The organism is Bernardetia sp., assembly GCF_020630935.1.
Classification (GTDB): Bacteria; Bacteroidota; Bacteroidia; order Cytophagales; family Bernardetiaceae; genus Bernardetia.
In genome coordinates, this window is record NZ_JAHDIG010000004.1 from 1 (window position 1) to 23,233 (window position 23,233).

Genomic DNA, 23,233 nt, shown 5'->3' on the forward strand with positions numbered 1-23,233 from the left:
CTATTTTTAATCAGAAATACAAAATAACAATTTTGTGAAAACTAACTACTTAATTCTAATAGTTTACACGCTCAAAAAGTTACTTTCGAAAATTCTTCAAAGCACTATTTGGTAATAACTAAAAACCTCCCAACAGGAAATATTTTATCTTTGTACACATCTAGTTACAAAAAAGGTGATGTAATTAATTATAAACTTTACCTTCATAACCCTGCTGGAAAATTACTCAAAACGACTAATTTGAAACTAGAATATCAATCCGTGTATCAAGACAACGGAAATATTCTTACTCAAGATGCTTTATATTTGACATTCTATGACATGGAGGGGTTTGTCAGAATAATAAAAATAGATTTTGAAGCTAACATAAAAATAAATACACGTATAAATCTTTCAGAAGAAGAAGCGAAGTTTTATCTTGACAGGGTCAGTTACTTCCCACTCTCAAAAGCTTTGTACGTGCTACTAGACAATGACGAGTTTTACATAACGAATTTCTATAAAATAAATAAGCTCAAGTATGGAATAAAAAGCAGAAAGGTCAGTAAAGCAGGCAAAGTAGTGTGGGTAAATACACTCGCTCCTGAAAAAGGGTCTTACGAAATCAAAAAAGTTGCAGGTTCAGTAGCTACACTATTTGTAATATCTACTCAAAAAGCAGATATTAAAGAAGGAGAGTCAAACCGAGCAATATTTTCAATAGATAAGAAAAATGGAAAACTAAAAAAACAGACAAGTCTCATACATAATGGGGGGACACTGATGCCTAGTAATGTTCAAGAAGCGAAAGATGGCGTTATCTTATCAGGGTTGTTTTTTGATGTTAAAGATTCTAAGGGCATATTTGTGTGCAAATATGATGATAATGGAGAGCAAAGCGATATTTATACTTACGACTGGAAACAGATGTATGAGTTGAAAATGAATGATTCTAATCCATTTATGAATCCGAATATGAGATTGAATTTCGTAGCATCTTATATTAAAGATGATAAACTAACATTAGTCGCAGAAGAGTTTTCTACTGGACTAAATTTATTTCCCGATTTCTCTATCAGTAATTTAAGTAGTTTTTATATCAGTCCGAATAATAGAAATCAGATTCTGGGAAATATTGTTACACTAACAGTAGATTTATCTAATGGTGCTATAGAAAAAAACTCTCTAAATAAAATCTCTGCAGAAGCAGAAAAGTTTGTTCTTACTGGCATTATGCCTAAAGCAGAGGTAAAACTTATTGGTCTATTGGACGATTTTGGATATACTCGTATTTTACAGAAGGAAGTGTATAATGAGAAAATATTTTTACTCTTAAAAAGGCAGAAAAAGACAACTTTATTGACAGAAATAACGGATACAAAGATAAGAGATAAGAAAATTGACATATCAAGTATAAATCCAAAATATGGTTTGTATATGTATATAAGTAGTGGTAAAATTATCTATCAAGCCGTAGAGAAAAAAGAATACTCTATTTGGCAAGAGGGTATGTGATGTAATTTTTCAATATTTTATAGCCTAGTGATTTTATAGAAATTGCTAGGTTTTTTCGTTAAAAAATACGAAAAATAACAGTATTTTATTTATCACTTTTAGATGTAGAAAATTTGTTTGCAAATTGTAATCAATCAATAATCAAATACTCTTCTCATTCTAAAGAATGAGCTACATTATAATTATGAAAAAACATTTTCTTTCCCCTTTGCTATTTCTTTTGCTCTCAAACTTCGCTTTCTCCCAAAATGAAAATATAGAGTTTACAGCAGTAAAAGACCGTCAAGATTCTTATGCTCGGCTTAGTCAAGAAACATCTTGGCTCAAAAATATTCCTGTCAAATCCATAGGACCAACTGTTATGAGTGGGCGTGTGGTAGACATTGAAGTCAATCCCAACGACCCTACCGAATTTTTGGCTGCCTTCGCCTCTGGAGGGCTTTGGCATACTAACACCAACGGAACTTCTTTTACTCCTCTTTTTCAAGATGAAAGAGTAATGTCTATTGGAGATATTGCTGTTTCGTGGGAAAATTCTACGATTTGGATAGGAACTGGCGAAAATAACTCTTCTCGTTCGTCGTATTCGGGCGACGGAATGTATGTCTCTTACAATATGGGCAAAACTTGGGAGCATAAATCTGACCTAGAACTAGACGAAACACAACACATTGGTAGAATAATTTTGCATCCAACAGATAAAAATACACTTTGGGTAGCTGCTCTTGGTCATCTTTATTCGAAAAACAAGGAAAGAGGAATTTATAAAACCACTGACGGAGGCAAAACGTGGCAAAAAACACTCTTTGTAGATGAAAACACAGGAGCAGTTGATTTAATCATTGACCCAAGCAATCCAAATACACTTTATGCAGCTACTTGGCAACGCCACCGAGCAGCATGGGACTTTGAAGAATCTGGCAAAGGAAGTGGGATTTATCGTTCTGATGATGGTGGTCAGAACTGGACAAAACTTACCACATCAGAAAGTGGCTTTCCTGTTTCGGAAGGTGTAGGAAGAATTGGTCTAACGATTTCTAAAGCTAATCCAAACTGGATTTATGCTTGTTTAGATAATCAAGACAGAAAACCAAAAGATGAAACCAAGAAAGACGAAAAAAAATTAACACTTACAAAAGATGCTATTTTGGCAATGAATAGTGAGCAGTTTTTGAGCGTTTCGGATGAGCAAATCACAGAATATTTAAAAGAAAATCGTTTTCCAAGAAAATATACAGCCGAATTTATCAAATCTCAAATTAAAGAAAATAAAATTCAGCCAAAAGCCTTAGTTGATTTCTTAGGAGATGCCAATACACGTTTGTTTGACACGCCAGTAAAAGGCTTAGAACTCTATCTTTCAAAAGATAAAGGCAAAACATGGGAAAAAACACATGAAGGAAGCATTGATGAAGTAGTTTATTCCTATGGTTATTATTTTGGGCAAGTCAGAGTTTCGCAAAACAACCCTCAAAAACTTTATATTGTAGGCGTTCCAATCTTGACAAGTGATGATGGAGGAAAAAACTGGAAAAGCATCAATGGAGATAATGTTCACGCAGACCATCATGCGCTTTGGGTCAATCCAAACCGAGAAGGACATTTAATTAATGGAAACGACGGAGGAATAAATATCTCATACAATGATGGCAAAACGTGGTCTAAGCACAATTCTATTCCAGTAGGACAATTTTATAGCGTAGCAACGGATAGAGCAGAACCATACAATGTTTATGGAGGTTTGCAAGACAATGGTGTTTGGACAGCTTCGCATCAGTACGAATATTCAGATTATTGGCAACAAGAAGGCGCATATCCTTACAAACGACTTTTAGGTGGCGACGGAATGCAAGTAGAAATTGATTTTAGAGACAACAACACCATTTTTACGTGTTATCAGTTTGGAAATTGCTATAAAGTTGATAAAACTACACTAGAATCTGACTACATCACCCCATCACATGAGTTAGGACAAAAACCGTTTCGTTTCAACTGGCAAACGCCTTTACACCTTTCAAAACATCAACAAAATATCTTGTATATGGGTTCGAATCGTGTACACCGTTCCTTTGACCAAGGCAAAACATGGGAAACCATTTCAGAAGACTTAACAAGAGGAGCAGACGAAAAACTAGCCAAAACAGGTGATGTAGCTTATAACACTCTGACTTCTATTGATGAATCTGCCTTGCGTTTTGGGCTTTTATATGTTGGTTCGGACGATGGAATGGTTCACATAAGTAAAGATGCTGGCTATAGTTGGGAGAATATTTCTCAAAATTACCTCAAAGAATTTCCAAAATATAAAAACTTTTGGGTGAGTCGTGTACAGGCTTCTAAACACCAACTAGAACGAGTATATGTTACGTTGAATGGCTACCGTTTTGATAATTTTGAAGCGATTGTTTTGGTTTCTAATGACTTTGGAAAGACGTGGAAAAAAATAGGTCAGAATCTACCTTTAGAATCTGTAAATGTAATCAGAGAAGATTATAAAAATGAAAATCTACTTTTTGTAGGGACAGACCACGATTTGTATGCTTCTTTAGATAAGGGAGAAAATTTTATGAGACTAGGTAAAGATTTTCCTCGTGTGGCAGTTCACGATTTGTCTGTTCAACCTGTAGCGAACCATTTAGTGGTCGGAACGCACGGACGCTCGCTCTTTATAATAAACATTGAGCCTTTACAAAATTTGGCAAGTAAGCCGAAAGAAACATCTTTTTTCTTAGCTAAAAACAACATCAAATCAAATAAAAATTGGGGCAAAACCTATTGGAGTAAGTGGTTTGGAAACTACGAGCCAAGCGAAGAAGAACAAAAATTTATTTTCTTTACTAACCAAAAATCAGAAGTAGAACTTCAAATCTTAGATAAAAATGGAAATGTTCTACATTCTGAAAAAATGGAAGCTAGAGCAGGTCTGAACTATTGGAATTATGATTTGACAATAAATGAAGCAGCAGCTAAGAAACTTTCAAAATCGCTTTCTACAAAAGAAAAGCCTTTTACTATTTCCAAATCAGATAATGGAAAATACTATTTACCAATTTCTAATTATAAAGTTGTTTTGGTAGAGAATGGCAAAAAAGTAGAAAGCTCTTTTGAGATTGTAGAGAAATAATTTTGATGCAGGTTTATTTCCCTTTTTATATAAAAAAAGCCTTTTCTTCCTAGCGAAAGAAAAGGCTTTTGAGTGTTGAGTAAATTTGTATTAATCAAACCTAGAACGAACAAACCATCTATCACTAATAGAGATTCCTAAGCCAAAACGAACATACTGCTCTTTAATAGCTTCCAAACTACCACGCTGTCCTATTGCTCCATAAAGATTAAGCGAAGAAAAATTATTCTTGACAGGGAGCGAAAAACCAAAACTCAAACTCATATCTTCGATAGGCTCGTTATTTATAACCAATGGCGTTTGAGAGTATGAAAAACCTAATCGGTATGTAGTGCGAGCTAAATAATTTGTATTACGAACATTTGGTGTAATCTCACCTCCAACACTAACTTTATAGCTACTTTGCAAACGATTTCCTCCTACAATAGTAGAACCATTTGCAACACTCCAATCTTGCATAGAATAGTCAATACCAAAACTATATGCCATATTTTTTGTACCTGATGCAGCTTGCAGATATCCACGTTGTAAGCTAATGCCAAAAGTAAATGCATCTGGAATTTGGATAGATTCTTTACGTTCAGAAAACAATGTATCTCCATCAATCACAACATCACTAAAGTTTTTACGCTCAAAAGCTCTGAAATGTTTAGCACTAAAATCAGCAGCACCATCATAACTTACTCCTACATTTATTTGCGAATTTTCAAATACTGGAATAAAATAATGCACTCCTAAACGGTAACTAAAATCACTATAATTGTAACGGTCATTGAGTTGAGCCACAAAGCTAGATCTAAAATCGTCTAAAGTAGAAGTTGAGGTATTACTAATTGCTCCAAAGTTATAATTTATCTGTGCACCCACAGAAAGATTTTGAATAATTTTACTTCCTACACTAAGGAAAGCCTGTGAAACTCCACCACTTCCAGCATAGTCATACTTAACAAAAGTAGGTGTATTGGGTAAAAGTTCGTAACTGACAGCGTCATAATTTACGGAAGAGTAAGGCTGAAAACCAACATTAATGCTCGTGTTTTTATAGACTGGAAAAATAAGTGATAAGTAAGCTAAATTTCCACCAAAATCGTTGGTTTGAAGTGAGCTGGTCTGTAAATCTTTATATTCTCCTACTCCTGCGCCTTCAAAAACAGTTAGTTTGTGATAGCTCAAAAGTGCAGGATTTTGAAGGTTAGAATATTGTACTGTTGGAAGACTTACGCCCATTCCTCCCATTCCAAGGTTAGCAATAGAACGTCTAGCAGAAATATCTCCTAATCCGATACGTGAAAAAGGATTATTTGCTGTTTGAGCAAAAGCAGAGAAAGAAATTGATACAATAAAAACTATCATTATAATAGAAGTTGATAGTTTTGATACAAAATGTAGATAGATATTAGTTGTCTTCATTATTTTTTATAAACTGGAAAATTCGTTGTAAACCTATCAAAACCAAATTAGGTTCGATAGTCCATTCTTTATAACTATACATATCGTTTGTAAATCGCAGAGTATATTCTCGCCACCACTTTTTAAGTAGTTTAGCATCGCCACCACAAACGACAATATTTAATTCTTCTTTACCACTTTTCTGATAAAAATCAATAATTCCTTTTATTTCAGCCATCAACCCAAACTGAACACCACTTTGCATCGCTCCTTCAGTTGTTTTTCCAACAGGTGTAGGCAAAGTTTCTTGAGGTTCGAACAAAGGAAGATTAGCTGTAAAATGATTCAGAGCCTTAAAACGCATTTGCAAACCGAGTGAAATACTTCCTCCTTCATAAATGCCTTCGTTCTGAACCAAATTGATGAAATCATACGTAATACACGTTCCTGCATCAATAACTAAAGTCGGCTTGTATGCAAATTCTTCATTTAGAAAGTAAGCTCCTATGACGGCAGCCAAACGGTCTTTTCCCAACGTTTTGGGAGTTTTGTACTCATTTCTGATAGGCAAAGGCGTATTTTCATCTAGCACCACGACGCTAATTTGCTTATCTTTTGTTGCAACTCTTTCTTTGTCTGATGTTGATTTTATGATTAATTTAGAACTAGAAGACAAATCAGCTTGTAATTCCTCTACAAATGCAAATTCGACTTCTTCATTTTTTCTTACTGAACTAATCATAATTCCCTTCAAAAACCGAGTAGCATCTTTCTCAATTTCTTTTATCCAACTTTTTAAAGCTGTTGTAGAAAGTGAATAACGCACCTCTAAGAGTTCTTCATTTTCGAAGAGAGCCGCTTTGAGCGTTGTATTTCCAAAGTCTACTGCCAAAGTCAGCATAGGAGTACATCAAAATTATTTGAAGAAAAAAACCTTATTCGTATATCAAATAAGGTCGCAAATTTCGTGTTTTTGAAGCGAAATAGAAAATATAAAGAAAAATAAAGGTTGGAAATCAACTTTTTTCTAAAAAAATAACGTCATGTGCTTCTTGAATATCTGGAAATTCTAATCTGTTGTGCATCTCCCAAATCTTTTTGGTGGGTACAATATCGCTTTCTTCTCTACTGCGATTGTCTTTTACAAGTTGGTTGATATTTTTGTGTAGAAAAACAATTTTAATTTTAGGTTTGTAGGGAAGCCATATCGAAATCAGACTTCCTCTGACTTGTTTTGTGAGGTTGGTAGCGTTCCAAATGAAAGACTGTTTTTTTCTACAATATTCTCTACTTCGTTCTTTTGCCTCTTGAATGATTTTTCCTTGATTATCAGTAGGTTTTATTTTGAGTTCTTTTCTCAAATCATCCATCGAAACGATAGGCAAGTCTTCATTCATTTCTACAATATAACTATCCTTTCCACTAGCAGGAAGCCCACAAAGCATCGTAATTTCAAAGTCATAGTCTTGGTAGAGTTGTGTATTGGGAAAGTTGTTGTCTTTTCTAAAATATTCAAACCTGTCGTAATTAGAATGAAAGGCATAAGGATTATCAAAACAATCGTTTTCTACTCCCAATTCTTTAAAAACTTCCAAACGATATTGCCATTCTTCCCAATCTGGACAAATTCGTCCTCCTAAATCAGCCTTTCCAAAAGCATACAACCATTTGTTGTTCGATAAAAGACTGGTCAGAATCATGCTTTTCTGTGGATTGTCCTTTGCGTATGCCCAAAACGGATAGCCATGATAAAAAATAGTCTGAAAGACTTTATATATCGTATCAAAATCATAGTTTTCTTTGTCTAAAATCTGCCTTGTAAGTTGTGCGCCCCTGCGTGCGTGGCTAGGGTGGCTAATGCTTCCATCTGGTTCGTGAGTAAGAGTGTGAGGTTTGCAAATATCGTGAAACAAGACCGTTAGAAATAAAATATCTTGTTCTGTTTTGGAAAAAGTGTTCCATTCTTCTGTTTTCAAAATAGAATCCAAAACCATTTGTGTATGTGTATAAACATCTCCTTCTGCATGTTTGATAGAGTCTTGCATCGTATTTTTCATATCCTCAAACAAGGAGCTGTATTTTTTTACCAGTTCAAAATCTTCTAGTTTCATTATCTTTTTATTTTGACTAATTCTAATTTTATTTTTTTAGTATTGCTTTCAAAACAAATCCTTTCTATTATTGATTCCGTTATAAGGGAAAAAGTAATAAAAACGTTAGAGTACAAAAAGTTATTGGTGTTGCTAAACTAAAACACCAACAAACAGTATTTTTCCCTGTTCTGTGTCTCGCAGAACAGTAAATATCTATTGATGAGTACTTTATAAAAATATATATTTACTTTTTAGCCTTTTATAAAAATAGACTTCAACATTAAAAAAATATAGACTATGTCAAAGAACGGAGTTCAGAAAACAGTAGTAACGATGAAAACATCGATTACACAAGAGATGCAAAACCTTATCAATAAGCAAATTCAGCTAGAAGCTCGCTCTTCGTGGGCATATTTGGCTGCAGCTTCGTGGTGCGATAAGGAAGGTTATGTCAATTCGGCAAAATATCTCTACAACCACGCAGAAGAAGAACGCATGCACATGATGAAATTCTTCGATTATCTAAATAATGCTGGTGGACATGCTCTTGCTCCAGAAATTACAGATTTGCGTTATAACTTCGATAAATTGAGAGAAGTTTTCGAAACGGCTCTAAAGCACGAAATCAAGGTTACTTTAGCTATCAATGATTTGGTAGATGCGTGTTTGAAAGCAAAAGATTTTGCTACGTTTCAGTTTTTGCAATGGTTTGTAAACGAGCAAAGAGAAGAAGAGGTAATTTCTCGTCGTGCTGTGGAGCTTTTCGATATTATTGGTGAAGAAGGACAGGGAATATGGCTTATAGACCAAGCTATCGGAAACTTAGAAAATGAAATAGCACAAATTGAAAGTCCTTCTGGTGAAGCAGAATAATATATTATTTACTTAAAGGTAAATCATCAAATCACTATAAAAACCTAGTTTTTATAGTGATTTTTTTGGCTTAAAAAACTGTTTTGATTATTTTGAGTTTAGACAGATACGAAACAAATAGACAGCTATAAAAGAAAATTATGAAAAAAGATAATAGTTTGAGTGAAAATGAATTAAAAGCCTTGATTTCGCTTTTAGAAGACGATGATACAGAAATCTTGAATCATATAAGAAATAAAATTTTATCTATCGGAAAGCCTATTATTCCACTTTTAGAAGATACTTGGACAAGTAGTTTAAATTTGAAGTTGCAAAGTAGAATTGAAGATATTTTACATACTTTACAATTTGGTCTCTTGAAAGAAAAGCTGCAAAACTGGTATGAAAATGAGCAAGACGATTTGCTCAAAGGTTTATGGATTTTGGCAACTTATCAGTACCCAGATTTAGAATATGAGGAGTTAAAAGTTAAGATAGAACAACTTTACTTTGAAACGTGGGTTAGTTTTCAAAATGTTCAGCATCCAATAGACCAAATTAGACGGCTTAACAGTATTTTTTTTGAAAAGCTATCTTTTAAAGCTAATGTAAATAATTTTCATTCGGTTAATAATTCTATGATAAATCAAGTGTTGGAATCTAAAAAAGGAAATCCAATAAGTTTATCAGTAGTCTATATGTTGATTGCACAGAAGCTCAAACTGCCTGTATTTGGTGTCAATTTGCCTAATCTTTTTGTCTTGACCTATAAAAGTGAAGAACTTACCTTCTACATCAATGTATTTAACCGAGGGGTTATTTTTGCTAAACAAGACATCGACAACTACCTCAAACAACTCAAATTACCTCAAAATGAAACTTTTTACTCACCCTGTGATAATTTAGCCATTCTACGAAGAACCATTCATAACCTAATCCAGTCGTTTGAACATGCTGCGCAAGGCGAAAAAATACCAGAACTGATAGAGCTTTTATCTATTTTAGGAGAAAATATCAATGATAATACAGAAAAATAAAAAAGCCATCCAAAAATACTTTCTTAGATGGCTTAGTTTATAAGTTTTATGATTGTGATATAAAAGGGGAGTTTTGCCTTCTTGTTTTCCTATTTTTTTATTTGTTATTATTTCATTTTTTGAATCATCACAACAGCATTACTAAAATCTACTGATGCAGAATTGATACGCTCAAAGGCTGCTAATTGTTCTTTTGTTTGAATACCATCTCTGTAAAACTCTGTTACTTCAACTATCAGCACTCCATTTTTGATGGTAGCCTCTGTTTTGAAGTGCATAATCATCTTACCCATTTCCACATTCCAGATTTGCTTTTTCAAGGCTTCAAAGTTTCTAACATAATAGCCTTCTGGAATTTCTATTTCAATCGTAGTCTTAAATTCTTCGGGATAACCTTTTTCTACATTTCCTTTCTGTGTATATGATTTTGGATGTGCATCTAAAAGACTTCCTAATTTGAATAGATAAGTTTCATTAGCTTGCTCTACAAGCGTATTAGAAGAAATTTCTCCTTCTATTTTAAACAAATCCATACGAATACTTTGAGCATCGTAGTAATTGTTTTCTATAGTCGTAATATCTACACGCTCTGTCATTTCCTGTTCTCCTGCACGAATATCAAATCGCTCTGCTACTGCTTTTTCTGGTTCGTCAGAAAGGTAATAATACGCATTATAATCTATGGCAGAATAACCTGTTAGCTCTCTCTTTAAATTTATTTTTGTAGTATTGAGTTCATCTTGAAAACTTACCTTATAATGTGTGTCAGTACTGCTTTGTGAAGGAACAAAATTTATAGTACGAACATCTGCATACGCTACAATATCTTCTCCAATTATAACTGGAGGTTTGACAAACAGACCTTTATTGTTGATGAGAGAGTAAGGAATATAACCATAACGATAATTTACTTCTGTCGGCATCAAATAGCTTTTCAGAGAAGGAAAGTAAAAAAGATAAGAATGGATAAAATCCCAAGATGGAAACTCTTCGTCAAAGACAAAATATTTTTTATCTGATGTGCCTACCAAACGGTGGTCTATTCCTGCATTCTGAAAGAAAGCCCCAAACAAACGCAACACGCCATAACTATCGCTCATACCTGTTTCTAAAGAAGACAAAAGAGAGTAAGAATCGTGGCTAATGTTTTCATCTATACGAATATGATTTTTGATGTAATCTTCAATCGCCTTAATTTTTTGTTCTTGTGATAAGAATGAGCTTTTTTCTGCTCCAAGTTCTTCTAAAATAGAATTTATACGTCTGTTTTCTTCCTTTAAGCTCAAAGGATAAACTACTGATGCAATTTCGTTGGCAATATTATTCCAACTATTGTCAGCATATTTCTCATCTGCCAAGACGTGTGAAAAACGGTAGTGCAAACGCATTAGATTACCCTCACCTAAAATAGATTTAGATGAAGAACTATGTATTCTATCGGTAGAAATAGAAAGCAAATTTCTACCCATCGCATCGCTTTGCTCTTTAGCCTGTGGAAGTCCGTTATAACTTTTGCTAGTAAAGAAAATATTAGATGGTGTTACAAGCTCAAAACTAACGTTTTTCAAAAGAACATTAGAGGGATAAATATAATGTCCAGATAAAGATGCAGAACGCTCAACTAAATACAAATATTCAATATCACTTCCTACTTGCGCCCCCTCAATAGGAAAACGAGTAGAGGAAGTAAAAAAGCCATTTTCTTCTACTTGACGAATTTGAGATAAATCAATTTCTGTTATTTTTCCATCTTCTTGAATACTTCTTGCCTTCAAGCGTACCAATTTTTCACCATTTTGAAGAGGAACATAAACTTTGTTGTATTGCTTTAAAGCATTTTCAGAATTAATTTTTATAGAATGATGTACCAGTTCCCATACTTTGAAGTCGCCTTTCTCATCATAAAAATACTCTAAAGCATCATGATATTTTTGAAACACTACTTGCTCTTTGCGCTCGTCTGCATTTAGCTTTGACGAAGTAGGAGAGATTTCCCAATCATAATTGAGAAGTCCGAAGGTTTCTAAAGAAGGAAAAAGGGTATTATTTTCATCGTCTGTAAAATCATTAGTAGTTTGCTGTGCCTTCGCCATTACTGTCAGAGTAACAACGAAAAGTAAAGCGAGAAAAGATGAAAAAAATTGTAAATATCTACTCATAAAAAATATAGGATATATATATAAGGTCGTGATTTATCTAAAACAGATGGTTAGGGAGCTATTAATCAACATAATAACTACAAAAATTAACCCTAAAGTTTTTAAATTACAAATTAGTAAAGTGATATAACAGATTGTTTAACGTTTGTTTTTTATCAAAAATGTAATTTTTTTTAGTTTAAAAAGGACGGCAACAAAATTATTCTTCAACAATTAACCAAAAAAACAAGGCTTTATTTGTTATTTTCAGACAAAAACCAAACAAAATTAGAGTTTATAGATAATTATAGACGATATATTCTTTTTATTTACGCTAGTATGTTTCTTAGATGTTTTGACATTTCATTTTTCATAAATCACAGAGTAATAGGCAGTTTCGCTCATATAACACATTAAAAATTAGTATTTTCAACCTAAAAAACAAGACAAAAAAACACCTTATCAAATCCATTTTGACAAGGTGTCTTTTTCAATCTGACATATTTAGGATTTACATAAACTGTGCTTTATTGTCTTGTACTGCATATTTTTTCTTGAGTTGTGCATCTACAACAGCAATAGTAACCATATTGACAATTTCACGTACCGAACTACCTAGTTGCAGAATATGAACTGACTTTTTCATTCCTGTAAGAATAGGACCAATCGCTTCTGCTCCACTAATTTCTTGAATGAGTTTGTAAGCAATATTGGCAGAGGCAAGGTTAGGGAAAACCAAAATATTAGGCTCTCCGTTGGCAAGCTCTGAAAAAGGATAGTTTTCTTTCAAAATATCATTATTGAAAGCAATATTGGCTTGAACTTCTCCATCAGCAACAATATGAGGATATTGCTCTTTCATCATCTCAACAGCTTTTCTTACTGTTCTTGGTTCTTCATCGTCCGATGAACCAAAATTAGAGTAAGATAAAAAGGCTACTCTTGGCTCTAAACCAAATTCTTTTACCGTATTGGAAGTCATGGCTGCAATACCTACCAAATCTTCTGCTGTTGGATTAGGAATCATAGTGGTATCAGCAAAGAAAATAGGTCCTTTGCGAGTAATCATCATGTAAATTCCTGCTACTTTTCTATGGCTTTTGTATGTTCCTACAACCTCTAAAGCAGGACGAATTGTGTCAGAATATTTTCTTGAGAGTCCAGAGATAAGTGCATCTGCATCGCCTTCTTCTAACATCATTGCGCCAAAATAATTTCTTTCACGCATTGCTTTTTGTGCTTCATAATTGTTGAAACCTCTACGCTTGCGCTTTTCAAAAAATGTCTTTGCATATTTTTCTATAAGTTCATTCGAATCTTCACTTCTTGGGTCAATAATCCTTGTATCTTCTAGCTCCAAATTGTTTTCTTCTATCAGACGCTTGATTCTTCTCTCATCTCCTAATAAAATTGGTTCTGCAATACCATCATCTTTTACAATCTGTGCTGCCATCAAGATTTTTGCATTATCAGCCTCTGCAAACACCACACGTTGAGGGTCTTGTTTTGCCATATTGCCCAAACGACGGATAATACTCTGGTCTCTACCCATTCTTACAATCAAATCGGCTTCATATTTATCCCAGTCTGTAATAGGATTTTTAGCAACACCACTCTCCATTGCAGCACGAGCCACAGCAGGTGCAACCGTAGTAAGTAAGCGAGGGTCTAATGGCTTTGGAATAATATAATCTTTACTAAAAGAAATAGTCTGCTGGTTGTAAGCAATCTTGACAATATCTGGAACAGGTTCTTTAGTCAGTTCGGCTAAGGCTTTAACGGCTGCCAATTTCATTTCTTCATTGATTTCTGTTGCACGAACATCTAATGCTCCTCTAAAAATAAAAGGAAAACCAAGTACATTATTTACTTGATTGTTGTAATCGGAACGCCCTGTTGCCATAATAATATCATCACGAGTTTGCATAGCGAGTTCGTAATTGATTTCTGGGTCGGGGTTGGCAAGTGCAAAAACAATAGCATTTTCAGCCATAGACAGGAGCATTTCTGGAGTCATTACATTTGCCATTGAGAGTCCCATAAAAACATCAGCACCTTTTAAGGCATCTTCTAATGTATGTGCATCTGTATCTGTGGCAAAGAACTCTTTAGTTTCACTAAGGTTTTCTCTATCTGTTCGTATAACTCCTTTACTATCACAAACAATAATATTTTGACGATTTACTCCCAAATCCACAAAGATTTTCAAACAAGAGATTGCTGAAGCTCCAGCTCCTGAAACAACTACTTTTATTTTGTCAATATCTTTCTTTACAAGTTCTAACGAGTTGAGAAGGGCTGCTCCTGTAATGATGGCTGTTCCGTGTTGGTCGTCGTGCATAATTGGAATATTGAGTTCCTTTTTCAGACGCTGTTCAATTTCGAAACACTCTGGAGCTTTGATGTCTTCCAAATTTATTCCTCCAAAAGTAGGTTCTAAGGCTTTTACCACAGTAATAAATTCTTCAACATTGGTGGTATTGAGTTCTAAGTCGAAAACATCTATTCCAGCAAAAATTTTAAATAAAACTCCCTTTCCTTCCATCACTGGTTTAGATGCTTCTGGTCCTAAATTTCCTAACCCCAAAACGGCAGTTCCATCAGAAATTACGGCGACTAAATTTCCTTTTGCTGTGTATCTATAAACATTTTCGATATCTGCTGCAATTTCTTTACACGGCTCAGCAACTCCTGGAGAATAGGCAAGGGCTAAGTCTCTTTGGGTTTTGGTAGCTGTGGTAGGAATAACTTCTATTTTTCCTGGTTTGCCTTCTTCGTGATAACGGAGGGCTTCTTCTTTTCTTATTTTACTCATTTGAAGTGTGTGTTTATATGTATTTTTTTTTGTGTCTGAAAGTTAATTAACTTTTATGAATAGAGAAGTTATAAAAAAATTAACTCTTAGAAAAAAAATAGTTTATTAGGCAAATTTATGTGAGCCGTCGCAAGTAGGCATTTTCTTAGATAAGCCACAAGTACAATCATTTATTCCCTTTCCATTAAGGATTCTATTTTCATATTTTTTGATACGTGACATTCTTGTCTTAGCTTGTTTAGCAGATGAAAAATAAAGATTGTAGCCTCTCTGCCTTCCTAGCGTAAGTTTTTTAAAGGCATTTCCAAAAGCTAAATCTTCATCTATTTTATTTTGAAGTTCTGCAACAAAGTGTATATCCTCATTTTTCTTTAGTTCTACTTTCAGACCTGCTTTTTCTACCTGAATCGCTTCTAAGATATAGTTTTTTAAAATTGATTCTATTTTCTCAATTTCTTGAACACTTGTAAAACGAATTACTTTACTAGATTGAGAATGTTCTCCTGCCAGCTCCAAGATATTTTCTTTGTCTTTGAGCAAAACACCTTTTAAAAAACTAATGACACACCATTCTTTAAAACGTCCTAACAAAACAATATTTTTTCCTTCAAGTGTATAGCAAGGCGTTTTCCATTTGAAATCTTCGCTTAAGTTACACTCTAAAAGAATACTTCTAAGTTTGGATAATTCCTTATTCCATGTTTGATTTTTTTCTAAAAACTCATCTACTTTTGGATTCATATTTTTAGCATCTTTGATGGCTATGTAGCCTAAAATAAATTTATATCAATCTACTAAAAATGCTTTAAAAATAGAATACTGAAATATTAAATTTGTGAGAAAGAAGATTTAAAGTACCCCAAAAACATGGACAAAAGACAACGGAGAGTTTTACAAAACAAAGGAAAAAATAAAATTAAATATCAATCTGAAGTGTCGGAGAATCTCTCAAGAATGATAAAAACTAAAAGAGTATTACTACACACATTTGAAGACTATATAACTCATTATGCTCTGAGTATTCCGTTTTTAATCCTTCCTGTTGGGGCATTGTGGTTTCTATTACAAGATTTTACTTTTGATTCATTTATATTTTTTACGATCTCTTTAGCTGTATTTGCATCAATTTTCTTTATGCAATATTACAGGTTGAGATTCAAAAAAGTGGAAAGCAAAATATCTGTTACAGACTTACACAAAATTATTAAGGAAATAGCAACAGAACTAGACTGGCATACTCACGTATTTGCAGAAGGGACTTATGCACAAACTCACCCTCCGTTTTGGTCTGGAAGCTGGGGGGAAGATATTATTGTTTTATCAGATAAAAAGAATGAGCTAGTTTTAGTAAATAGCATTTGTAGCCTACAAAAACGAAGTTCTGTTTTTGCATTTGGAAGAAATAGAAAAAACGAACAAAGGCTGATAAAAAAAATCAAGGAGTATGAGGCAAACCAACTACGTTGAGTATCTGACGAAATGATTTTAATCGAACAAAAAAACCATCTCAAGGAGATGGTTCTTTTGGATTTCACAACTTAACTACTGTTGATCTTAAATGTATTGAATGTCTATATATGTTTTCTGATATTTCGTAATTTCTGCTTGCTTGTTAAACAAAGTTACGAAATATTTACTTTTTTCTTATTAATAACTTCAGCTTTCTTTGGCAATATCAGCTTTAAAATACCATTTTCATAAGAAGCTGATATGTTTTCGCCATCCACATTTTTAGGAAGTGTGAAAGAACGCTTGAAAGATGAAGAACGAAACTCACGACGAGTGTAATAGTTTTGCTTTTTATTTTCTGTTACGTTTTCATCTGATTTTTCCTCATGTTCTTCCTTCATTTCAGCAGAAATAGTGAGCTTATTGTCTTCCATTTCAATATTGAACTGGTCTTTCTCAAAACCTGCTGCCGAAACTTCAATCAAATGCTCATTTTCGTTTTCACTAATATTTACAGCTGGCATTTGCAAATCTGCTCCAAACAAACTTCTATTAGATGGTAAGAAGTCTTGCTCAAAAAACTCTGAAAATGCAGAAGGTAAAAATGAATTGCTTGGTCTATATTTGATAAGTGTCATAATAGTATAAATTTAAGTTACTAAAATAATAAATTAAAAGTGAATTTTTTATTTATAAATGCGACTATTCTAAGTTACATTTGACTTATATTATTCAAATTATGAACCAAAATAAATTTAAAGCACTTCAACCTAAAAAAACGCCAAAATGACATTAATTAATTCTTTTTGGTATTTCAACAAATCTTTTAGACTGCCAAAATGACTAAACCTTTTGTTTAGTCAATAGATAATATGAAAATTTGATGCCAAAAATTCAATTAAAAATGATTTAACTTCTTTTTTAGCCCTTTTATCATACTATAAACTATTCCTATAAGAAATTGTTTTATTCTTTTGGTTCTGAACCTATTGAAGAGATAGGCTGTATTTGTTGATTTTGTTCGTTATAGTTCCCATAGCTTTGGCTTACGTGCCTATGAGGAACACCCATTTGTATTCCTTCTTTGTCGAAACGATACTTGATTTCTCTAATCAAATCGCAGTATAGGTCAAAAGAAGTAGGTGGGTCTTTTGCCCACACACTGGCTCTAATTTTTATACCTCGTTCATCCATTCCCGTTGGTCTGACCATAACGATAGGGTCTCCATTTATTCTGTCTTCTAGACTTCTTCCGTCTATCATTTCTGGATGTTTCATAGCTTCTTCTTCCATAATTTGTATTGCTCGCTTCAAATCTGCATCATAGTTTATCCAAATTTCTACAAAACGCTGAATTTTGGGGTCTTCAATCGTAGAATTGACAATTACATCACTACTAATATTGGAATTAGGAATGATAATACGCTTGTTTTCTAGCCCCCTAATAACTGTATGTCGTAATGTAATATCTTCTACTGCACCAAAGTGTGTACCCACCACTACAATATCTCCTACTCTGAAGGGCTTAAACCAAACAATAAAAATCCCACTGACAATATTACTAAAGGCTTGTTGAGAAGCAAAAGCAATAAAAGCAGCAAAAATACTAGCACCTGCAAAAAGCGTAACAGCAAGTGCACGAAGTGAAGGAATGGTATAAGTAATGAGTAAAATGCTGACAATAACAATAATAAAGTTTACTCCATTTTTGAGAAAACGAAGACGAGTAGCATTGTCGTAATCTTTAGACTCTTGTGAGTCTTCAATATTTCTAAGATGCTTATTTATAGCTGATTTTGCCAAGCGTGAAGCAACCCCTGCTACAATTAGAATAAGAATTATTGTAAATAACAACTTGGTATCAAAGGGAATAACTTTGTCTATCATATAATCAGTTTAGAATTGTGTAACAATCAGCGTAGCTAATTATGATTTTATATTTAATTTATAAGAATGAAAACACAAAATTAGGGGTTTGGCGTGAAAAAATAATTAAAACTGACTTACCAAACCAAAATGAATTTTTGAATTGACAACAGAAATAGGTTGTGTTTTGGAGTTTCCCATAGCAAAGATAAAATAAAAAACACCTGTTTTGGTGGAAAAGCTAATTCCTGCACCAGCTGAAGTAGGTAAATCTAAATACGGTTCATTTCGGCGTGTGTAAGCACGGATGGCTGCCTGTTCTGCAAAAGCCATCAAATAAGAACGCTCTTCGAAATAAAAACGCCATTCTGCTCCTAAAAGTCCGTAGCGAGATACAAAAAAACTATTGGGGTCAAACCCACGAAGATTTTGCAAACCTCCTACTCTCAAAAGTTCATTCAAAAATAAATCTTTGCTTTCTATAAACTGAACTTGCGTCCGAAAACGAAGAGATGAATTATTATTCACTTTGAAATACAGATTTATATCAGAAATAAATTTAAGTTGTGGATTGCGAAAATCTTCATCTGAAGGCGTATCAGAAATTCGGCTTCGGCTTAGTGAATCTGTAAAATTTTTATTGCCAGTAGAAATTTCTGTTTGGATTTGAAAACCTTTTCTTGGAAAAAAAATATCGTCTAAGGTATTGTAAGAATATGAAATGCCATAGTGCCAAAAACGACTGTCGGCTGTCGGAACATTAGCTGTATCAGCGTTTCGTATAATACCTGTTCGATTAGTAGTCAGTAGTGAAGTAAAAAAGCCGATTTTGCCCATTTTTGGACTGGGATAAGCTATATTTGCACGCCTTTCAACAGTAGAAAAGGTAGAATCTTCTTTGATAAAATTGAAATTCCCTCCTATTTCAAGGCTTGTTTTCAAGAAATTAGGATGCTCATAGTTGGCAAAAAGAGTTTGAGAGGCTGGGCGAATGCGTTGCCATTCGAAAGCAATCGTTTTTCCTGCTCCAAATGGATTGACAAGATGTAGTTGCACTTGTCCTGTCAAGAGTAGATTTGAACCATTTGTATTTTGCCCTCCTCCTGTGGTTTGGTTTCTTGGTAAAAAACCTATTACCCCATCAAACTGACTACTTTTTACTTTTTTCAAAGGCAATCTCAAATAAGCTCTATCATAACGAAATTCTACATTTGGCTTTCCATTTAACTTTAAATACGGCATTGTTTTGAGAAGTCGTATAGCATTTTTGACTGTGTTTTCCTCATATATTTTTCCTTCTGAAATATGTAAATAGTTCATCAAAAAACTTTTCTTGATTTTAGCATCTCCATCAACAATTATCGAATCAAATTGAATAAGAGAACCAGACTCATATACCAAACTTGCTGAAAAATAACGTCGCTTGTCAGTTTCTTCGACTTCTACACTATCCAAACTTGTTCTTGCCATTGGATAGCCATTGTTTTGGGAATAATTCAGAATAGCTTCTTGTAATTTCTTTATATCTGAACTCCTAACAGGTATATTTTTACTGTTTTTGGATATTTTTTTTAGAAAATCTTTTCTCCTAAAATCTGAAATAATGTTTTTCTCTATTAAAGTAGGAACTGATTTTGTGCGTAATTCTTTCCAAAAAGTTCGTTTCCCTAAGTCAATTGTCAAGACTATGTTTTTCCTATTATTTTGATTTGTACTGTCTAGGGTAACTAATTTTGCATTCCAGTAGCCTTCATTCTGTAAATTTTGAAGTACATTTGTAGAGAGTTGGTGTAGTTCTAAAAAAGACTTTAATCGTTTGGGAAGTTCTAAATTCGGTAATTTCTCTTCAAAGGAATTTTGATAAGATACAGAAACCTCTATTTGAGCAAGTATTTTTTCTGTATTAAAAAATAATAAAAGGAAGAAAGTAAAGAAGCGAACCCAAAACTTTACCCTAGAAAAACAAGTATTCATAAAATCAAGAAATACGTATAAAATAAAAGCATGCAAGACGAAAACCCAAATTCTCCTTCTTATCTCAACTACGAAACAGATAGCGATGCTGCTAATCCATTTTTATATGAAGAAGTTAGTTATAAAAAGCGAAAACCTAAATATTGGTTACATATTTTACTTTTTGTTATTACTTTCATAGCAACGACACTTGCTGGTGCAGAATGGATTTTTGGAGAAAAAAGCTTTATAGCTCTGCTCTTTGATGCTGATGGTTTTGCAGGCTTGGGAAGTGGAGGACTTGGTTTAGAGGCGTTTGTAGCTGGCTTGTCATATTCTATTCCTTTTTTGGGAATCTTGACTGTTCATGAGTTCGGACATTATTTTGCAGCCAAATATCACAATATTCGTGCTTCGTTACCATTTTATATTCCAATGTGGTTGGGTTTTTTGGGAATGCCTTCTACTATCGGAACGATGGGTGCATTTATCAAAATAGAATCTCCCTTTACTTCTCATAAATCACTTTTCGATGTAGGCGTAGCAGGTCCTTTGGCTGGTTTTGTGATTGCTTTGGGTGTTTTATTTTATGGTTTTTTGAATCTTCCTTCTCCAGAATATGTAATTGAAGTAGCGCATCCGTCGTGGCAGAAATATGGTTTGGATTATGCTTCTCATGTCTATAAGTCTATTCCAGAAGGTGCAAATATGGAGCTAGGGACAAATCTTTTATTTGAATTTTTCAAAAATTATGTTGCTCCAAATCCAGAATGGGTACCTAACAATAGAGAAATTTTTCATTACCCTTTTATATTAGCAGGTTATTTAGCTTTATTTTTTACAGCTTTAAATCTGATGCCGATTGGGCAACTAGATGGTGGACATGTTTTGTATGCGATGTTTGGAGAAAAATGGCACAAAAAAATATCGATGGGAATGTTTACTATTTTCTTAACCTATGCAGGGTTAGGGCTTATTTCCCCACAAGACCCTATTGAAGATATTGCATTATATAGCATTTTTTACCTCTTCTTTTTATATATCATTTATCTAAAAAACACAGAAAGACCTATTACGGCAGTAGTGTTTGCTCTAGGAATTTATGCTTTTCAGTTTTTGTTTGTAAGTGTTTTTCCAGAGGCACAGGGGTATTACGGTTGGTTGGCTTTTGGTTTCCTTTTAGGTAGAATTTTAGGACTTTCACACCCACCGACACAAAATCAAGTTACCCCACTCACAAAAGGAAGAATGATTTTGGGTGTGATTACTTTTATTATTTTTATTCTATGTTTTTCGCCTCAGCCCTTTGTGATTTCATAAGTGTAATTTGATTTTGGCATCAAATTTCCAACAACATAAAATATATCAAAATTTCGTCGTTAGGATAGAATTATACCTAATAAGCTAATCTTCAAATATAAAATCACACGCTAGAGCGTGTTCTACATTAAAATTATATGAAAAACACTCGTTTTTTTATTCTGTTTTCTTTCTGTACATTATTTTCCTTTTCTGCATTTTCTCAACAAAACAACATCAATCAGAAATGGTGGAATGATTTGAATGACGGCTGGAAACTTTATTTTAGATACAATCATGAAATAGATAGCGTTCCAACTTCTCAAAATTTAGAAAAAATCTATAATCTCAAAAAAATAGATTGTTCTGGAACAAAAGAACATTACAACAGTCTGATTTTGGATATTGAACCCTTGAAAGATTTACCCTTTTTGGAGGAAGTAAACTTTTCTTATTGTCCTGTCAGTTCGTTAGAGCCACTAAAAAATGCCAAAAACCTTCGAAAGTTAGATGCAGAGCGCACGCTTCTTTCAGATTTTTCTCCTATTTCAAAACTAGACAACTTAGAAGAAATTTGGGTACAAAAATGTGCTGGTATCAATTCTGTTACATCGCTTTCTTCTCTCAAAAATCTTAAAAAATTATCTCTTTCAGGAACTGGCGTGAGTGATATTTCGCCACTGAGTTCTGTTTCTAGTTTGGAGCGTATTTATATTGCTTACACAAAAGTCAAAGATATTTCTGCACTAAAAAATTTAGAAAACTTAGAAAAAGTGAGTTTTACAGCAACTGGAATTAAAGACTTTTCACCTCTTGCAAAGCTCAAAAATTTGAAATCTATTTTGGCGTGGCGTACTCCTGTCAGTGATGTTTCATCGCTTTCTAAACTCACTAATTTGGAAGAGTTGTATCTAAACTGGACACAAGTGGAAGATATTTCAAAACTCAAGAGCCTTGTCAATTTGCGTGTAATAGGTTTGGGAAATACGAAAGTAAGCGATATTTCTGCACTTTCAACTATGACACAGCTTACAGAAGCACAACTCAATGATACAAAAATTAATGATATTAGCTCACTGGAAAATGCTAAGAATTTAGAAATTTTATCTATTTCAGAAACTGATGTTGAAAAAATTGATGTGCTAGAAGAGTTAATTCACTTGAAAAAATTATTCCTCAATAAAACCAAAATTAAAAATATTTCGTCTCTAAAAAATGCTACAAAACTAGAGCTTTTAGAAACAGGAGAGACGCAAATAACTTCACTCAAAGGCATTGAAAACCTAACGAATATAAAAGATTTGTATGTTTATCAAACAGAAATTAAGACTTTGAAACCTTTATCTGAATTAGGAAAATTAGAAAAACTTTTTTGTGGGGAAACTCAAATCAAGACACTAGAAGGTTTAGAAAACAAACCTAATTTACAAATTTTAGATGCTCAAAAAACAGAAGTCGCAGACCTCACTCCTATTAGAAATTGTAAAAATTTAGAAACTCTTATTCTGATAGATACAAAATTAGAGACTATGGAAGTAGCAGAAGAGCTTAAAAAACAAAGTCTTAAAAAGCTCTATGTTAAAGGAACTCCACTAGAGCAAAAAATACAAGAAGAAGAAGGCGAAGGAGATGATTATTAAACATTTTATAATCCTAATATTCAACTCATTATGAAAGTTTTCTATTGCTATAAAAATCAATACAACCTAGTCTGATAAATCAAG

The 23,233-nt window shown here is 33.4% G+C and carries 16 protein-coding genes; 7 read left to right on the forward strand and 9 right to left on the reverse strand.

The features are described from left to right. Window positions 1-150 precede the first annotated feature (150 nt). Window positions 151-1,494, forward strand: coding sequence for a hypothetical protein (locus tag QZ659_RS01885; protein WP_291721049.1), 1,344 nt, complete (start codon window positions 151-153; stop codon window positions 1,492-1,494). 184 nt (window positions 1,495-1,678) lie between these two features. After that, window positions 1,679-4,618 (forward strand): WD40/YVTN/BNR-like repeat-containing protein, encoded by a 2,940-nt coding sequence (locus QZ659_RS01890; RefSeq protein ID WP_291721053.1) that lies wholly within the window; start codon window positions 1,679-1,681, stop codon window positions 4,616-4,618. A gap of 90 nt (window positions 4,619-4,708) precedes the next feature. Here QZ659_RS01890 and QZ659_RS01895 read toward each other — a convergent pair whose 3' ends face one another. From QZ659_RS01895 to QZ659_RS01905, 3 genes are all read right to left on the reverse strand, one after another. Further along, window positions 4,709-5,971 carry a hypothetical protein gene (locus tag QZ659_RS01895; protein ID WP_291721058.1) on the reverse strand — a complete coding sequence of 421 codons (1,263 nt, stop codon included), beginning with the start codon at window positions 5,969-5,971 and terminating at the stop codon, window positions 4,709-4,711. A gap of 43 nt (window positions 5,972-6,014) precedes the next feature. After that, the gene (locus QZ659_RS01900) at window positions 6,015-6,899 is read right to left on the reverse strand and encodes a type III pantothenate kinase (protein ID WP_291721061.1); all 885 of its coding nucleotides are present in this window, start codon (window positions 6,897-6,899) and stop codon (window positions 6,015-6,017) included. A 124-nt stretch (window positions 6,900-7,023) separates the two neighbouring features. After that, a complete protein-coding gene (locus QZ659_RS01905; protein WP_291721064.1) occupies window positions 7,024-8,118 on the reverse strand; it encodes an AAA family ATPase in 1,095 nt (364 codons plus the stop codon). Between the two features lie 279 nt (window positions 8,119-8,397). On the opposite strand from QZ659_RS01905, the gene QZ659_RS01910 reads away from it, so the two are divergent. Together QZ659_RS01910 and QZ659_RS01915 are read left to right on the forward strand one after the other, a co-directional pair. Next, window positions 8,398-8,973 (forward strand): ferritin, encoded by a 576-nt coding sequence (locus QZ659_RS01910; RefSeq protein ID WP_291721067.1) that lies wholly within the window; start codon window positions 8,398-8,400, stop codon window positions 8,971-8,973. Window positions 8,974-9,113: 140 nt separating this feature from the next. Then, window positions 9,114-9,989: a transglutaminase-like domain-containing protein gene (locus tag QZ659_RS01915; protein ID WP_291721069.1), complete on the forward strand. Its 876-nt coding sequence runs from the start codon at window positions 9,114-9,116 to the stop codon at window positions 9,987-9,989. Window positions 9,990-10,096: 107 nt separating this feature from the next. Here QZ659_RS01915 and QZ659_RS01920 read toward each other — a convergent pair whose 3' ends face one another. The 3 genes from QZ659_RS01920 to QZ659_RS01930 all read right to left on the reverse strand — a co-directional run bounded on the left by QZ659_RS01920 (window position 10,097) and on the right by QZ659_RS01930 (window position 15,683). Beyond that, a complete protein-coding gene (locus QZ659_RS01920) occupies window positions 10,097-12,148 on the reverse strand; it encodes a DUF3857 domain-containing protein (protein WP_291721072.1) in 2,052 nt (683 codons plus the stop codon). Window positions 12,149-12,638: 490 nt separating this feature from the next. Then, window positions 12,639-14,942 carry an NADP-dependent malic enzyme gene (locus tag QZ659_RS01925; RefSeq protein WP_291721075.1) on the reverse strand — a complete coding sequence of 768 codons (2,304 nt, stop codon included), beginning with the start codon at window positions 14,940-14,942 and terminating at the stop codon, window positions 12,639-12,641. Window positions 14,943-15,047: 105 nt separating this feature from the next. Further along, window positions 15,048-15,683 (reverse strand): DUF1801 domain-containing protein, encoded by a 636-nt coding sequence (locus tag QZ659_RS01930; RefSeq protein WP_291721078.1) that lies wholly within the window; start codon window positions 15,681-15,683, stop codon window positions 15,048-15,050. A gap of 423 nt (window positions 15,684-16,106) precedes the next feature. Between QZ659_RS01930 and QZ659_RS01935 the strand changes: the two genes are divergently transcribed. Continuing rightward, complete coding sequence (locus QZ659_RS01935) at window positions 16,107-16,409, forward strand: hypothetical protein (RefSeq protein ID WP_291721080.1); 303 nt, start codon at window positions 16,107-16,109, stop codon at window positions 16,407-16,409. 155 nt (window positions 16,410-16,564) lie between these two features. Here QZ659_RS01935 and QZ659_RS01940 read toward each other — a convergent pair whose 3' ends face one another. The 3 genes from QZ659_RS01940 to QZ659_RS01950 all read right to left on the reverse strand — a co-directional run bounded on the left by QZ659_RS01940 (window position 16,565) and on the right by QZ659_RS01950 (window position 20,231). Continuing rightward, window positions 16,565-17,029, reverse strand: coding sequence for an Hsp20/alpha crystallin family protein (locus QZ659_RS01940; protein ID WP_291721081.1), 465 nt, complete (start codon window positions 17,027-17,029; stop codon window positions 16,565-16,567). A 328-nt stretch (window positions 17,030-17,357) separates the two neighbouring features. Next, entirely contained in the window at window positions 17,358-18,278 is a 921-nt protein-coding gene (locus tag QZ659_RS01945; protein ID WP_291721083.1) for a mechanosensitive ion channel family protein, read from the reverse strand. Between the two features lie 105 nt (window positions 18,279-18,383). After that, on the reverse strand, window positions 18,384-20,231 hold the full coding sequence (locus tag QZ659_RS01950; RefSeq protein ID WP_291721086.1) for a BamA/TamA family outer membrane protein: 1,848 nt from the start codon (window positions 20,229-20,231) through the stop codon (window positions 18,384-18,386). A 30-nt stretch (window positions 20,232-20,261) separates the two neighbouring features. On the opposite strand from QZ659_RS01950, the gene QZ659_RS01955 reads away from it, so the two are divergent. Both QZ659_RS01955 and QZ659_RS01960 read left to right on the forward strand, forming a co-directional pair. Then, a complete protein-coding gene (locus tag QZ659_RS01955; RefSeq protein ID WP_291721088.1) occupies window positions 20,262-21,530 on the forward strand; it encodes a site-2 protease family protein in 1,269 nt (422 codons plus the stop codon). Window positions 21,531-21,667: 137 nt separating this feature from the next. After that, complete coding sequence (locus tag QZ659_RS01960) at window positions 21,668-23,149, forward strand: leucine-rich repeat domain-containing protein (protein ID WP_291721091.1); 1,482 nt, start codon at window positions 21,668-21,670, stop codon at window positions 23,147-23,149. Window positions 23,150-23,233 lie beyond the last annotated feature (84 nt).

Bases quoted from the DNA above. Each gene is read 5' to 3' on its own strand.
- QZ659_RS01890 (WP_291721053.1), top strand. From the start codon at position 1,679: ATGAAAAAACATTTTCTTTCCCCTTTGCTATTTCTTTTGCTCTCAAAC.
- QZ659_RS01895 (WP_291721058.1), bottom strand. From the start codon at position 5,971: ATGATAGTTTTTATTGTATCAATTTCTTTCTCTGCTTTTGCTCAAACA.
- QZ659_RS01905 (WP_291721064.1), bottom strand. From the start codon at position 8,118: ATGAAACTAGAAGATTTTGAACTGGTAAAAAAATACAGCTCCTTGTTT.
- QZ659_RS01910 (WP_291721067.1), top strand. From the start codon at position 8,398: ATGTCAAAGAACGGAGTTCAGAAAACAGTAGTAACGATGAAAACATCG.
- QZ659_RS01915 (WP_291721069.1), top strand. From the start codon at position 9,114: ATGAAAAAAGATAATAGTTTGAGTGAAAATGAATTAAAAGCCTTGATT.
- QZ659_RS01920 (WP_291721072.1), bottom strand. From the start codon at position 12,148: ATGAGTAGATATTTACAATTTTTTTCATCTTTTCTCGCTTTACTTTTC.
- QZ659_RS01925 (WP_291721075.1), bottom strand. From the start codon at position 14,942: ATGAGTAAAATAAGAAAAGAAGAAGCCCTCCGTTATCACGAAGAAGGC.
- QZ659_RS01930 (WP_291721078.1), bottom strand. From the start codon at position 15,683: ATGAATCCAAAAGTAGATGAGTTTTTAGAAAAAAATCAAACATGGAAT.
- QZ659_RS01940 (WP_291721081.1), bottom strand. From the start codon at position 17,029: ATGACACTTATCAAATATAGACCAAGCAATTCATTTTTACCTTCTGCA.
- QZ659_RS01945 (WP_291721083.1), bottom strand. From the start codon at position 18,278: ATGATAGACAAAGTTATTCCCTTTGATACCAAGTTGTTATTTACAATA.
- QZ659_RS01950 (WP_291721086.1), bottom strand. From the start codon at position 20,231: ATGAATACTTGTTTTTCTAGGGTAAAGTTTTGGGTTCGCTTCTTTACT.
- QZ659_RS01955 (WP_291721088.1), top strand. From the start codon at position 20,262: ATGCAAGACGAAAACCCAAATTCTCCTTCTTATCTCAACTACGAAACA.
- QZ659_RS01960 (WP_291721091.1), top strand. From the start codon at position 21,668: ATGAAAAACACTCGTTTTTTTATTCTGTTTTCTTTCTGTACATTATTT.